This is a genomic window from Kribbella antibiotica (assembly GCF_004349055.1).
Classification (GTDB): domain Bacteria; phylum Actinomycetota; class Actinomycetes; order Propionibacteriales; family Kribbellaceae; genus Kribbella; species Kribbella antibiotica.
The window spans coordinates 35,265-50,180 of the sequence record NZ_SMKX01000029.1 but is presented as its reverse complement, the minus strand read 5'-3'; the positions used below and the strand labels follow the sequence as shown (position 1 = coordinate 50,180).

The following is a 14,916-nucleotide window of genomic DNA, read 5'->3' as shown; positions in this document are numbered from 1 at the left end:
AAAGGACAGTCGATGCGACGGCTCAGCGCCTTCGTGGTCGCCCTGCTGCTGACGATCGCGTTCGCGGCCCTGCCCGCGGCCGCCGGCAGTACGGCGTACGCGCCGATCTACGGCACCGGGTCGACCTGGTCGCAGAACGCGCTGGACCAGTGGATCCGCGACGTCGAGCCGCGCGGGATGCGGGTCGAGTACGGCGGGGGCGGCTCGTCCCGGGGCCGGCTCGACTTCGCCAACAAGCTGGTCGACTTCGCGGTCAGCGAGATCCCGTACCAGGGTGTCGACCCGCTCACCGGCGCCTCCGACACCTCCGCCGGCCGGGACTTCGCCTACATGCCGATCGTTGCCGGTGGCACCGCGTTCATGTATCAGATCCGGATCCGGGGTCAGCTGTACCAGGACCTGCGGCTGTCCGGTGACACGATCACGAAGATCTTCACCGGCAAGATCACCAACTGGAGCGACCCACAGGTCACCCGGGACAACAACGGGAAGGCCCTGCCCAGTAAGAAGATCATCCCGGTGGTGCGCTCGGACGGCTCCGGTACGACGGCACAGTTCACGATCTGGATGAACACTCAGCACAAGCCGTTGTGGGACGCGTTCTGCCGCTCGACGCAGGGCCGGTCGTGTGGGCAGACGTCGTACTTCCCGACCAAGAACTTCGCCGGGGTGAAGGCGCAGGGCGGGTCGAGCCAGATGGCCGGCTACATCTCCGCGAGCTACGCCGACGGTGCGATCGGGTACGTCGAGTACTCGTACGCGCTGGGTAAGTCGTACCCGGTGGCCAAGGTCCGCAACAACGCCGGCTACTACACGTCGCCGACGGCCTACAACACCGCCGTGGCGCTCACGAAGGCGCAGATCGAGACCACGCCCGGCCCGAACTACCTCACGCAGAAACTGCCCGGGGTCTACAACAACCCGGACCCGCGGACGTACCCGCTGTCGTCGTACTCCTACATGATCCTGCCGACGTCGAACCTCAGCCCGTCGAAGGGCCAGACGCTCGCGGACTTCGCGTCGTACTTCCTGTGCCAAGGGCAACAAAAGGCGGCGCCGCTCGGGTATTCGCCGCTACCGCTCAACCTCGTCCGCTCGGCGTTCCAGCAGGTGGCCAAAGTGCCGGGCAGCCCGTCGACGGCGACCGACATCAAGAAATGCGGGAACCCGACGTTCGACGGGAAGAACCTGAACCGGAACGTGCTGGCCGATATCGCCCCGCAGCCGCTGGCCTGTGATCGCGACGGCGCGGGCCCGGCGGTCGGCGGCAAGTGCGTCAGCGGCAAGCCGAACAGCCCAGGCAACAACAACGGCAACAACAACGGGAACAACAACGGCAACGGTAACGGCGACAACAACGGGAACAACACGGGGAACGGGACCGGCAACGGCAACGGCGACAACAACGGTCAGCCGAACCAGAACGGGAACCAGCCGACGACCGGGCAACCGACGACCGGCCCCAGTACGGCGATCGATCCCGAGACCGGCCAGGTGATCAACGCCGGCGGGAACACCAACGGTGCTTACCAGCCGACCGGCAATGTCACCGAGCTGAACGGCGATCGGGGCGGCAACGGCATGTTGCGCAACCTCGGCGTACTGACCGCTGTGGAGATCCTGCTCGTCCTGCTGGTGCCGACGCTCGTCTCGCGGTATCTGCAGAAGAAGCGGGCCAGTCAGTGAGCGTGGCGGTCGCGAGCACCCGGTTGAAGGCCCGCGTCCAGGCCGAGCTCGACCTGCGGCCACAGCTGGCGGCCGATGCGACGCGGCTGTTCGCGCTCGGAATCATCGCCTTCATGGTCTACGTGCTGCTGCTCGGCGCACTGCAGTTCAACCGGGCGCAGGACGTTGCCTACGACAAGATTCGTGGTCAGCTCGCCGAGGCTGTCGCTCCGGTGGGTCCGGACGTGGTCGTCGGGGCGCCGGTCGCGGTCCTCGACATCCCAGGGTTGCAACTGCGTCAGGTGATCAACGAAGGAACCAGTGGCTCGGTCCTGCGGGACGGGCCGGGGCATCGCTCCGACACCCCGCTGCCCGGCCAGGCCGGTGTCTCGGTGATCTATGGCCGCGGGCTGACCTTTGGGGCGCCGTTCCGTAGTTTGCCGAAGCTGGTGCCTGGCACCCGGTTCGAGGTCGTCACCGGCGAAGGCCGATTCAACTACGACGTGAAAGCCGTGCGTCGGGCAGGGGACCCGTTGCCCGCGGTCTTGGCAGCCGGAGCATCTCGGCTGACTCTGGTCACCGCCGAGGGCAGCCCGGTGCCGTCATCGACCGTGTACATCGACGCCGAACTGGCCGAAGGCACGGCACTACCTGACCCGGGCGGGCGACTGTCCCGGGTCTCCGACTCCCAGCAGGCCTTCGGGACCGACCTGTCCGGCGTACTGACGCTGGTGCTGTGGCTGGAGGCACTGATCGCGGTCGCCGCCGGTTTCGTCTGGTTCCGGTCCCGGATCGGCCGCTGGGAGTCCTACCTGATCGGCGCGCCGGTTGTCGTCGCGCTCGCATGGCGGGTGTTCGAACAGATCGCCGCCATGCTTCCGAATCTGATCTGAGCAGATCAGTTCCTGGAGGGGAAAGCTGATGAACGCACGAATCCACCGGATGGCGGTAGGTGCCGCGCTGGTCGCCGCACTGCTTGCCACCACCCCGGGGGTCTCGTCCGCGCAAGTCACCACCACCAACCATCAAGAGCGAGAGGCGGTCACGGCAGCGGGGGAGAACGACAGCCGGACCGCCGCAGAACGCCTGTACGGCGCTACCACCGTCAACGGCACGCTGTCACCGGCTCCGGCCGAGATCGCGGCCGGTAGCGAGGACAACGGCTCGATCGCGCTGGCCACAGCCACCGGTATCAGCGGGCGCGGAGCCGTCACGACCAGCGGCACCCTCGGCGACGGTCCGCATGGCCCGCTCGGCGACAAGACCAACGACTTCGACTTCTACCAGGTGACCGGCCAAGCCGGTGAGACCCTGACCGTCAGCACTGACGGTTCGCCGGCCTCGACCAACACCGTCGTCGGCCTGTACGACGCTGCCGGGCAATTGCTGGCATCGGATGATGACAGCGGCGCCGGTGCGCTGAGCAAACTCCAGTACCCGTTGACCGCAAGCGGCACCTACTACGTCGTTGTCGCGGGCAAGAGTGCGGTCGGCGATTTCCCGGCCGACCCGCAGAACTCCGGCAGCGGCCTCGGTGGCGCCGACACCGGCGAGTACGAACTGCTGATCGCCGCAGCCCCGATCGACAAGGACTTCTACGCCGTCAAGCTCGCCGCCGGTGACGTCCTGGGTGCTGCCCTGACCAACTCCGGTGATCGTCTCACCGTGCTCCGCCCGAACGGATCGGTTGCTGTGGGCACCGATCTGCACAGTCTCGGCAAGCTGCCGGCCGCGTCCACGCTCCCGCGGGGTGCCGTCGATCTGGCGGTCGTCGCCGATCAGGCCGGCTGGTACGCCGTCTCGGTCACCGACGGCTTCGGCCCGTACCAACTGAACCTGGGGATCGCCCGTCCGGCCGTGGACAACGCTCCGCAGACCGTGTTCCTGGACTTCGACGGTGGCGCGATCGACCTCGCCCCGCTCGGTGGCTCCGGAGTCCGGCAGCTGTCCGGACTGGCGTCGTACCTGCCCAACTGGGGTTTGACCGCAACTGATGAAGCGGCCGTGATCGCCAAGGCGACGGCGACCGTTCGCGAGAACCTGCGGACCGACGCCGTCCGCGCCGGGTACGACGTCAACCTCCGCATCAAGACCAGCGCCGACAGCACCGACACGTTCGGCACCCCGAACGTGACCCGTGTAGTGATCGGTGGCAAGACCTCCGAATCCGGCATCGGCCGGGTCGGCACCGCGCAGTCGATCGACCCGGGCAACTTTGCCCACGAGGAGACCGCACTGGTCCAGCTCGACCGGATCAGCGCAGCCGCCGGGCCGCTCAGCCTGAACACCTACCTGACCACCAACTCCGACCGCATCACCTTCATCGGCCGCGCGCTGGGCAACCTCGCCAGCCGCGAACTCGGTGCCCTGTACGGCGCTTTCCCGGCCGACCCGGCCAGCACAACCGCCACCCTGCTCGATGCCGACGGCAACTTCCCCGGCCTGTACGGCGTGGGTCCGGACGGCTTCGGCGGTACGGCGGACGACGTGGACACCGACTTCGGCACCGACACCTTCAACCCGGCAGCCGGTCTGACCGGTAGCCAGAACGCCCTGAATGCCATTTCGTGGGGGATCTCCTATCCCTGTTGAACACCGTCCTTGCTGAGTAGTTAACGTTTCCGGCTAGCCAGCGGGTCATGTCCGGTTAACCGAACAGCGACCTGCTGGTGATCCGGGCAGGATGAATTAGGGGTGTGACCGCAAACCGGCACCGCGACCCCACCCGGCTCGCGAAAGCGCTTGTGAGGAAGGGAATTCCCCTGATGCGTTTCACCCGTACCGCCCGTGTCACCGCGATCGCCGCTGCCGCGGTCGCCCTCGTCGCCACCTCCGCCCTGACCGCCAACGCGGACCAGCCGTTCACCGCCGACAGCAACGACCTCGTCCTGGTCGGCTCGGACACCAGCGAGAACGTGCTCAACGACCTCGCTGCCGTCTACAACGGCCGGACGCCGACCCCGTCGGCGAAGCTCCAGACCTTCGACGCGACCGGTTCGTCGACCATCGTCACTCGCTCGGGCCAGACCGCCATCACCCGGCCGAACGGCTCGGGCGCGGGCATCACCGCCCTGTGCGGCAACGCGTCGATCTCCGCGGCCCGCTCCTCGCGTGGCCCGGCGACCGGCGACTGCGCCAACCTTGCCTTCCTGCCGTTCGCCAAGGACAGCGTCCGCTGGGCCGCGCACTCCGGTGTCACCGGTGTCGCGACGCTGACCGACGCGCAGCTCGAGGGCATCTACAAGTGCACCATCACCAACTGGAACCAGGTCGGTGGCCCGAACCTGGCCATCCTGCCGCTGATCCCGCAGGCCGGATCGGGCACCCGGACCTTCTGGGCCACCCAGGTCGGCATCTCGGCCACCACCCTCCCGGCCTGCGTCAAGGACAACGTCGGCGGCAGCCCGGTCCAGGAGCACAGCCCGACCCCGGTCAAGAACAACGCCGGTGCGATCGCGCCGTTCTCCGTCGGCCGCTACAACCTGCTCTCCGCGACCGACAAGAGCGGCACGTTCCTCGGCGCGATCGGCGCCGGCGCCAGCAGCTACGACCGTAACCTCTACAACGTCGTGAAGACCGTGGGCGGCTCGGTTCCGGCCAACCTGGCCGACGTCTTCGGCGACGGCTTCGGCTTCTCCTCGCTCGGCGGCACCCCGTACATCTGCGAGGACGCCGACACCGACCCGGCCACCACCACCGCCGGTGACGTCGTCAAGGCCAACGGCTTCCTGCCGCTGGGCGACGCCGCCAACGGTGGCACCTGCGGCGTGCTCTGACATCTGCCTTAGCGCACCAAAGCCCCGGTGGGCACGGACATTCCGTGCCCACCGGGGTCGTTTCATGTCCAGTTCACCTTGCGGCTGCCACCGCGACCCGCCGCCTGGACACGCTGACACCGTCGACACGCACGTGCCGCCAATCGCGTCGTGTCCGAATCCTGGGGAGGGATTTTCCTGTGAGGCTGAGGAAACTCACGCTGCTTGCCGGTGCCTTTGTGCTGGCACTGCTGGCGATCGCGCCGGTCACTGCGGTGGCCCGGAACGTCGACGAGCGCGATGCGGCAGCAGTATCGCCGCAGCCGACGGACACGGCGTTGTTCGCCGACCCGTCGCAGTCGCCGGTGACGTTGAGCCGGGGTGGCGGTGATGTCACGGTCAGCCGGACCGACGACCTGAGCCGGCAGGCGATCACGGTGTCCTGGAAGGGACTCGACCCGTCGGCCACGGATCCGGGCGCCGGAGTGACCAAACCCGTGCTGGTGATGCAGTGCCGTGGTGCCAACCCGTCGCGTGAGGACTGCTGGATGGGTTCGCTGAACGCCAACGGTGACGCGTCCGGCCTCAGTAAGCTGCAAGCCCGGGCCACGCACTACGCGCCGACCGAGACGTCGGAGTGGTGGCAGAACCCGGCCAACCCGACCGGCCGGTTCCTGGGGATTCCGTTCAAGAAGGCCGATGGCAATCCGCACGCCATCCACAATGCCAACGGGACCTGGGCAACCTTGCCGATGGCGGCGGCTGCGGACTCGGGCGGTCTGATCGTGCCGATCGACGACTTCACGCCGGGCACGCGAAACTTCCGGCGTGGGCTGACGCAGTCGGATGGCACTGGCGCCGTACAGACGTGGGTGAACACTGCCGCGGAGAACCCGTCGCTGGGTTGCTCCGAGACGAAGGATTGCTCGCTGGTCGTCGTACCGGTCAAGGATCGGCCATGCCTGACTGCCGAGGACGGCGTACCGGCGGCGACGGTCAACGCGTGCAAGGCGCAGGTGGGTAAGGCCGGTATCGCGAACTGGCAATTGCTGGCCAACTGGTATGAGCGGTATGTCTTCAAGCTGTCGTTCAGCCCGAGCCTGCCGAACTGCGCCGGCCGCAACGACGAGGCCAAGTTCCTCGGTTCCGAGCTTTCCGCCGAGGTCATGCGGCGCTGGGTTCCGGCCCGCTGCCAGAAGTCCAGCTCGGCGGCACTCGACTTCACCCGCGCTTGGGAGCCGGACGCGCTGCGTCAGCTCGGCCAGCGCGACCCGGCCTCGCCGTCGAAGTACGCCGCGGACGGCGCGATCGTCACTGAGCCGGCCGCTGCGGATGACCCGGTAGCGACCGATCGGAAGACGGCGTACGCGCCGATTGCCGTGTCTGGCTTCGCGATCGGTTACACGATCGACAAGCAGGTCGACAACGTCGCGGGCACGGTCACCGACCTGAACCTGAACCAGCGGCTCGTGGCCAAGCTGCTCACGCAGTCGTACGGCGGCCTGTTCAAGGGGCTCAACGGATTCGCGGTGAACCCGAACACCGGCACCAACCCGGCGAACATCTTCCGGGACCCGGAATTCCGGCAGCTCAATCCGGGCGCGCAGGGCTTCGCCGGTGCCGACGCCGCTCCGGGGACCCAGCTGGCGATGCCGGTGTTCCGTACCGACGTCCTGCTTGCGGTGACCCGCTGGATCTGGGCGGACCCGACCGCGCGGGCCTTCCTGCAAGGCCAGCGCGACCCGTGGGGCATGACGGTGAACAAGGCGTACCGCGGCTGGCAGTTGCCGACCGACGACTACACTCTGCGCGACGGCTGGCAGGCACCGACGAACAACGGTGTCTGGAGCGGCTTCGCCCCGCAGTCGCTGTGGGCGCAGAACACCAACTCGTGGGCGAACGGCGCGGACGTGACGATGGCCGCCTGGCCGCTGACCCAGTCGCCGCAGAGCGCGAACACCAGCGACCCGAACGCTCCGATCGTGCCGAAGCGTGAGGTTGCGCAGGAGTTCGGCACGCGCAACATGTTCACGTTGTCCGCGACTTCCGAGCTGCAGAAGACCGGCGTACCGATCGCCAACCTGCGCAACAGCGAGGGCGAGTACATCGCTCCGACCGCAGAGTCGATGGGGTACGCGCTGGACGGTGCTACCCCCGACCAGAAGTCCGGCGTCTGGACGCTCAACTACAAGTCGATGGACAAGCGCGGCTACCCGGGCACGATGATCAGCTACGCGGCCGTCCCGACCTCGTCGCTGCCGTCGGGTCTGGCCAGGCAGTACGCCGACAACCTGCGCTGGCTCACGCATGAGGGTCAGGAGTACGGGCAGGAGGCCGGCCAGTTGCCGGACGGCTATCTCGCGCTGACCCAGCCGATGCGGGACCAGGCGAACAAGGTGGCCGACGCCGTCGCGAACCAGACGGCCACTCCGCCGATCCCGCCGGGCGGTCCGCTGCCCGAGGTGAAGCCGACGCCGAAGCCCACCGGAACTCCGACCGGCAACACCAACGGTCCGGGACAGGACGGTGGTGGCGACAACGGCAACAAGCCGACCGCGACCCCGACGACGCCTGGCGCTCCAACGCCGAGTGGCGGCCCGTCGAACAAGCCGCAGGCGCAGGGCAGCATCAAGCCGGTCGCGGCCACCACCCAAGGCGATTCCCTTGGCTGGTTGGCCTGGGGCCTCCCCGCCCTGCTGGTCGCGGGCCTCGCCGCTGGGGTTGCCTCGCCGGGGATCCGCCTGATCGCCCAGCCCGGTCACCCCGTACGGCGTGGGCTCGCCGGACTGCTCCGCCGGGGCCGTCGCCGTGGCTGAGCTCCTGATCCGATCGGAAGGATGCGCATGACGTCCGTATTGCCTGTGGTGCCGACCGCCCCGGATGCGGAGACCGCCGAACTGCCGGCGATCATCGGCGGAAGCGTGCTGGAGAGCGACGAGGTGTCGGCGTGGTTCGGCAGCCACAAGGTCCTGGCCGGGATCTCGCTGAAGATGGAGGCCGGGCAGGTGACGGCGTTGATCGGTCCGTCCGGCTGTGGCAAGTCGACGTTTCTGCGGATCCTCAACCGGATGCACGAACTGGTGCCGAGTGCGTCGCTGGCTGGGCGGGTGCTGCTCGACGACGACGACATCTACGAGCCCGTACGGCGGATCACCGACACCCGCAAGCGGATCGGCATGGTGTTCCAGAAGCCGAACCCCTTCCCGGCGATGAGTATCGCGGAGAACGTCACCGCTGGGCTCAAGCTCACCGGCACCCGGGTCCGCGGCGGTGAGCGGACCGCGCTGATCGAGGAATGCCTGACCAAGGCCGGGTTGTGGAAAGAGGTCAAGGACCGGCTGAACTCGCCGGGCGGCGCGTTGTCCGGCGGCCAGCAGCAGCGGCTGTGCATCGCGCGGTCGCTCGCCGTACGGCCCGATGTACTGCTGATGGACGAGCCGTGCTCGGCCCTCGACCCGACCTCCACCCGGCGGATCGAGGAGACCATCCACGAACTGCGGCGCGAGGTGACGATCGTGATCGTCACGCACAACATGCAGCAGGCGGCGCGGGTGTCGCAGACCTGTGCGTTCTTCCTGGCCGAGCAGGGGACTCCCGGCGTCATCGTCGAGGCCGGCGAGACGAAGAAAATCTTCTCCACCCCCGAGGACCCACGAACGGCGGACTACGTGGAAGGACGGTTCGGGTGATCAGCCGGAGTGACAGTTGGCGGATCAAGCTGATCGCGGGCTGGGCATGCGCTGCGCCGCTTGGCGTGATGGCGCTGGTCGTGGCGTCGGGTGGAGGCAGTACGGCGAGCCAGCTGGTGGTGGACTCGACCGCGTTGAGCGGGTTCATCGACCAGCCGGCCGAGTTGCCGGCGGGGCCCGGGGTGGATGGGCAGCTTCCGGTGCAGCAGCTGCCCGAGACCGTCGTACCGGAGACTGGGACGACCGATGGGAAAGTGCAGCCGATTCCGGGGAACGTGGGGGACACGTCCGGGATCCCGGGGACCGTGCTGGCGGCGTACCAGCGGGTTGCGCAGGATCTGAGTGTGTCGATGCCTGGCTGCCATCTGACCTGGCCGCTGCTGGCCGGGATCGGGAAAGTCGAGTCGGACCACGCGGGCGCCGGCCGGGTTGATGCTCAGGGCAACACTCGCGGTCGGATTCTTGGGCCGGTGCTGGACGGCGGGCCAGGGATGGCGGCGATCGCCGACACCGATCAGGGCCGGTACGACGGGAATGCGCAGTGGGACCGGGCTGTCGGGCCGATGCAGTTCATCCCCGGGACCTGGAAGAGTTTCGGTGCCGACGGCAACGGTGATGGCTTGAAGGACCCGCACAACGTGTACGACGCGGCACGCGCAGCCGGGAACTACCTGTGCTGGGGCGGTGCGAATCTGGGTGATCCGCAGGGGCTGGTGCAGTCGGTGCTGCGCTACAACCACTCGATGGAGTATGTGTCCACGGTGCTGCGTTGGATGCAGTCCTACAGTCAGCAGACAGTCCAGGTTCCGGACGGGGTTGGTGTCATCACGCCGCCGGCCGACGACCAGGGCAACGTCGACCCGGTCGATACCCCGACCCAGCCGGTCCCGGTGACGCCGACGACGCCGATTCCGCCGCGGCCCGCCACCCCGCCGATCGTCGTACGGCCGCCGGTGCAGACGCCCGAACCGCCGAAGCAGCCCAAACCGCCGTACCAGCCTCCCGTCACGCCCGTCAGGCCGCCGGTCACGCCCACACCAGAGCCAACTCCCACGCCAGAGCCGACCCCCACACCGAGCCCGGAGCCCACGCAGACCCCGGGAACGCCAACGACTACCTCCGAATCGCCCGCGGCATCACTAGGGTGACGCTCTAGCCGGCTCGTGCCGCAGCGCAACGAGGATTCGATGTCGATGACTCTGGGTAACCTCCGAGCGAGTCGCGCTTGGGGCCGAGGAGACAGCTCCGAGCCTTGCGCTCGCGTGAGACAGTTGAGGTATACGCGCGCCCCGGGTTCACACCTGCGGGCGCGCCTGCACCCGGAGCGGACGCAACCTCATCCAGGCGCGTTTCACCACTCCTGGTCATTTCGCAACACTCCACGCCCAGGACCGGGTACAAGAACCACCCCCACAAGGGAGATCTCCTATTACAGCATCTGCGCTCACGCCGATCCTGGCCGATCCTCGCACCCTCACCGACATTTACGGCCCCGGTATCGCCGTCTGCGCACGCCCCGCCCAGGAACCGACCGTGCTGTGGAGCAGGGACCGCAATACCCGCGACTGGATTTCCGCCCGCCCCCTCGCCATCGCCGCCGACACCCCCGTCATCACCAGCGCGGGCGGCACCGAACCCAACCTCCTCGCCGCGCTCCGCGACGGCGGCCTGCCCGTCGGCACCGATCCACGCGAGTTCCGCACCGAGGCCGAGTTCGCCGCCCGCGTCACCGAAGCCCTCAGCGACGGCCTGCTCATGTCCATGGAGTACCCGCAGCCCGCCGCCCTGTATCCCGCCGAACGCTCCGTGAAAAGCGCCGAGCTTGTCGGCTACCTCAACAACAAAGCCAGCATCGGCACCTTCGTCGCCCCCCGCTTCCAGGCCCGCCGCCAGATCGTCACCGTCGACGAGCTCGCCGAAGCCACCCCCGCCGAGAAGTCCTGGGTGCTCAAGGCCGCCACCAACGACGCTCACGGAGCCAGCCTCTCCGTCTACCTGCACCGAGCAGGGGACCCGGTGATCCTGCCCGCGTTCGCCGACATCGTCACCGCGGTGGTCGTCGAGGAATACCTGAACATCCACCGCAACTGGGGCGTCCAGCTCTACGTCGCCGCCGACGGCCAGGCCCGCCTGCTCGCCGTGACCGATCAGCTTATCGACGCTGACGGCGTCTACACCGGCGGCCGCTTCGGGCTCGTCCCCCTGCCCGCAGACCTGCTCACCGAATGCCTGGCGGTCACCCAGCGCGCCGCCGACGTCGGCTACCGCGGCATGTGCAGCCTCGACTGCGCCCAGACGAACGACGGCAGACTCCTCATGTTCGACCTCAACTTCCGCATCACCGGCGGGTCCATCCCGCTGCTGGCGCTGAACACCATCCGCCCCGACGCCCTGGACTGTCCGTCGGAGTCGACGAAACTCATCACCTCCGCGCCCATCGGCGCACTGCTGGCCGAGCTGCGGCCCGCGCTGCAGCGCGGCGGGCTCATCGTCACCGGCGGCCACGACACCCGCCGCACCGACAACACGATCAACCAGACCACGCTGCATCTGATCGTCTTCGGCGACGATCATGACGACGTCACCACCCGCCGCACCAAACTTGAAGCCATGTACAACCACTGACACCGACGCCGTACGCGACTGCCAACCGGGAGCTGGATCGCCGCCTGGTGCTCAGGTTCAGGCGGTCGGCGCGATGATGGCCTGAGCAGCCGACAGGGATGGGGGCGCCTTGTCGAGCATGGTGCAGATCGCGGCATCCAGCAGGGCCTGGTTGGCGGCTGCGGCTCTGGGGTTCGCGATGCCGAAGATGGTCGTGGTCACGACCGAGACGGTGCGCCTGCCGGTGTCATCTGTGTAGGCCCGACTGGAGTAGCCGGGTACCTGGCCGTCGTGACCCCAGACGGTGCCACAGGGGGTGACCTTCTTCTCCAGGCCGAGCCCGTAGCGGTTCGGGTTGCCGCTCTCCTCGGCCACAGTGGTTTTCATCTCCTTGAGCTGGGTGGGTGGCAGAAGTTTGCCGGACATCAGTGCGGTGTCGAACCGGGCCCAGTCCTGCAGGGTGGAGACCATGCCGCCGGCGGCCCATTCTGTGCTCATATTGATCTGAGTGGTGTCGACGTACCCGGCGGGCCGGGTGGGGCCGGCGAACGCGGTATCGGCGGGTAGCCCTGGGGGCAGGACGGGGGCCAGGTGGACTGCGTCGGGTTCGTAGCCGTGAGCGAGACGGCGGTTTTGCGTTGCTTCGGAACTGGTGACCAAGTAGGTGTTCTTCAAGTGCAACGGCGCGGCGATCCGCTTCTGGATCAGCTCGTTCAAGTGGCGGCCGGTCGCCTTCTCGGCGACCAGGCCGAGTGCGACGTAGTTGGTGTTGCTGTAGGAGTACGCGGTACCGGGCGCGAACAGCGGGTCGTACGCCACCGCAGCGGCAATCAGTTGCTTCGGCGTCCATTGCCGGCGATCTTGGCCGGTGAATGCCTTCAGAACGACGGGGTCGTAGGTGTAGTTGAACAGGCCGCTGGTGTGATTGAGCAGCATCCGCAAGGTGATCGCGGAACCGTTGGGGATGAGGCCAGGCAGCCATTTGCCGACCGGGTCGGTCAGTTCGAGCCGATGCTCGGCGACCAACTGAAGTACCACGGTGGCGACCATGGTCTTGGTATTCGAGCCCATCCGGACCTCGTCCCCCGGCGTGAGCCGGTGGTCGGTCTTGGTCCAGCGCGCCTGCCGGGCGATCTCGATCACTCGCGCGCCGCCCTTGTCGATCCGCACGGCAACGCCAGGAACATTGGCGTCCACGACCTCCTGGGCCAGCCTTGCCAAGGTGGCTTCCTGGCCAGTCACCAGGCGGGGCAGCCCGCTGGGGGAGTGCGGAGCGCCCTGCGCTCCCGCGGCGACAGCCAGCGAACCTGTCAGTGCGACAGCCAGAGCCAGCGCAGGGTACAGGTGTCGAGCACGGATCGGGAGGAGCGGATTTCGCGGCATGAGGAGTCCTTCTGGACGTGAGACACGGGTCGATCGGGTAGGGCGCGACCGCATCCACAAGGCCTGTTCGCCTCGCACCCTTCCGACCCGTCCAGCCTCCCGATCAGACCAACGACAGACACGGGTACTGGAGCCCCTGTGATGGTGGACATAACTCCTGTGCCCACCCTCGGCCTGCCGCTGAGTCGGATGTTGCACACCGCCGGATTAGTTCCGGAACCGTTGTCAATTGCGCAAAAGCGCCGTTCGGCCCGAAAAAGTATTGACAGATTCCATCAGGTGAATCATGTATTTCCCGCCGCTGCGGCCCGTGATACGGTCTGGCCGCGTTGTATTGCACGGCCTGGTTGGATGAGTGGCCACTCCGTTTCCGCCGCTATTCCTGGCCGTCGTGTAGTGAGAGCAATTCAGTAAAAAACCCTCCGCAATCGAAGTCACCGGATTTACCCGCCCGAACTGAACCGGTTCGGCTCGCGTTGTCCTGCTCCTCGGGCGACCGGCCGAGAAGGAGTGAGTTGATATGCGCCGAATCTGCCTGGCTCTGCCCACCGACCGGGCCTGCGCTCCGATGCTGCGTGAGCTTGCGGAGGAGGCGGCGTACGCGGTCTCGCACTTCGAGGTCGAGGTGACGCTGCTGATCCTGGACTCCAGCGCGCCGGCCGATCACGCCGACCACGTTCGCGTCCTCGCCGAGCTGGTCCTGGCGCCGGGCGTCGACGTCGTCCATGTCGACGAGGACGCGCAGCGGGTGTTCCTCGAGCAGACGATCGACAAGGCCGGTGTCGCCGATCCCGAGCGGGTGCTCCGATTGATGCTTCCGGGCATCCGGTCGTACGGCGCCTGTACGAACCGCGCGTTCCTGATCGCGGCCGCGCTGGGGTGCGACTCGGTGCACCGCCGCGACTCGGACTGCACCTACCAAGAGCTGGACGGGGTGAAGGTCTTCCCGATCCACCACGAGCTGACCATCGGTACGACGGCCGGTGTCGCTCGGGGCCGAGTGTCGGACTCCGATCTCGACCCGGCGAGCGACGTCCTGCCGGTGGTCATGGTGGGAGCGTCGATCGTCGGTGATCCCACTGTCGACCTCGACGACATCCGGCAGCGTGATCCGGAGATCTACTACGACGTGGTGAGCCTGTGGGCGCGCGGTGACGCGACCGAGGCCGAGAAGCGCGAGCTGGTCGCGGAGTCCTTCGTCGGCGCCGGGTCGGAACCGTTCCGGGCGGACCGGTCGACGCTGACCGTCGTCGATCCGATGCGGGTGGACATGTCGAACATCGCGTTCCACCGGATCCAGGAACAGATTCCGTTGCCTCCGGCCACGGACACGATCGGCACGGACTACTTCTTGTTCCATGTGGTGCACGACGCGGGGCTGCCCGGTGTGCTGCACAACCGGCACATCGTGAACCTGCACACCGGCCACCGCAAGACCGATGCCGGTTTCGCGTCGTACCAGCTGGCGCTGACGAAGTTCTTCCTCTCGATGCTCTACCTGCACCATGTCTACGAGCAGCTGGCACTGGCGGGCCCCTCGGTGCGCGATGCCGAGGGCAACGTTTCCGCCGCGGCGATCGCCGGGCTCGTCCGGGGGAGCATCGAGCTGCCGGTGGACGAGAACGTCGATCGGCTCGATCGGCTTGGAGCGGCGTACCAGAAGCTGGGCGGCCGGCATGCGGAGTTCGCGGACGGTCTCGTCGGTCAGCGGGAAACGCTGTTGCGTGAAGCCCGCCAGGACATGGACGACTTCGCCGTACTGATCGATGTCTGGCAGTCGCTGGTCGCGTCGAGCGTTGGTCTGATGTGACGGGTCACCT

General features: G+C 67.6%; 10 protein-coding genes. 9 read left to right on the top strand and 1 reads right to left on the bottom strand.

Annotated features, from left to right (window positions below):
* The first annotated feature begins 12 nt into the window (after positions 1 to 12).
* The 8 genes from E1263_RS12895 to E1263_RS12860 all read left to right on the top strand — a co-directional run bounded on the left by E1263_RS12895 (position 13) and on the right by E1263_RS12860 (position 11,734).
* On the top strand, positions 13 to 1,686 hold the full coding sequence (locus tag E1263_RS12895; RefSeq protein WP_165956589.1) for a substrate-binding domain-containing protein: 1,674 nt from the start codon (positions 13 to 15) through the stop codon (positions 1,684 to 1,686).
* The gene (locus E1263_RS12890; protein ID WP_132167494.1) at positions 1,683 to 2,558 is read left to right on the top strand and encodes a sortase; all 876 of its coding nucleotides are present in this window, start codon (positions 1,683 to 1,685) and stop codon (positions 2,556 to 2,558) included. Before E1263_RS12895 ends, E1263_RS12890 begins: the two co-directional genes overlap by 4 nt.
* 28 nt (positions 2,559 to 2,586) lie before the next feature.
* A complete protein-coding gene (locus E1263_RS12885) occupies positions 2,587 to 4,257 on the top strand; it encodes a PPC domain-containing protein (RefSeq protein ID WP_132167493.1) in 1,671 nt (556 codons plus the stop codon).
* A gap of 173 nt (positions 4,258 to 4,430) precedes the next feature.
* Positions 4,431 to 5,441: a substrate-binding domain-containing protein gene (locus E1263_RS12880; protein ID WP_132167492.1), complete on the top strand. Its 1,011-nt coding sequence runs from the start codon at positions 4,431 to 4,433 to the stop codon at positions 5,439 to 5,441.
* Positions 5,442 to 5,620: 179 nt separating this feature from the next.
* A complete protein-coding gene (locus E1263_RS12875) occupies positions 5,621 to 8,236 on the top strand; it encodes a hypothetical protein (RefSeq protein WP_132167491.1) in 2,616 nt (871 codons plus the stop codon).
* A 27-nt stretch (positions 8,237 to 8,263) separates the two neighbouring features.
* Positions 8,264 to 9,109: a phosphate ABC transporter ATP-binding protein gene (locus E1263_RS12870; protein WP_132167490.1), complete on the top strand. Its 846-nt coding sequence runs from the start codon at positions 8,264 to 8,266 to the stop codon at positions 9,107 to 9,109.
* Positions 9,106 to 10,257 carry a lytic transglycosylase domain-containing protein gene (locus E1263_RS12865; RefSeq protein WP_238161211.1) on the top strand — a complete coding sequence of 384 codons (1,152 nt, stop codon included), beginning with the start codon at positions 9,106 to 9,108 and terminating at the stop codon, positions 10,255 to 10,257. The genes E1263_RS12870 and E1263_RS12865 overlap by 4 nt, the downstream gene beginning before the upstream one ends.
* Positions 10,258 to 10,642: 385 nt before the next feature.
* Positions 10,643 to 11,734, top strand: coding sequence for a hypothetical protein (locus E1263_RS12860; RefSeq protein WP_132167489.1), 1,092 nt, complete (start codon positions 10,643 to 10,645; stop codon positions 11,732 to 11,734).
* Positions 11,735 to 11,791: 57 nt separating this feature from the next.
* Here E1263_RS12860 and E1263_RS12855 read toward each other — a convergent pair whose 3' ends face one another.
* A complete protein-coding gene (locus E1263_RS12855; protein WP_132167488.1) occupies positions 11,792 to 13,096 on the bottom strand; it encodes a serine hydrolase domain-containing protein in 1,305 nt (434 codons plus the stop codon).
* A gap of 520 nt (positions 13,097 to 13,616) precedes the next feature.
* Between E1263_RS12855 and E1263_RS12850 the strand changes: the two genes are divergently transcribed.
* Positions 13,617 to 14,906: a DUF6271 family protein gene (locus E1263_RS12850; RefSeq protein ID WP_132167487.1), complete on the top strand. Its 1,290-nt coding sequence runs from the start codon at positions 13,617 to 13,619 to the stop codon at positions 14,904 to 14,906.
* Positions 14,907 to 14,916 lie beyond the last annotated feature (10 nt).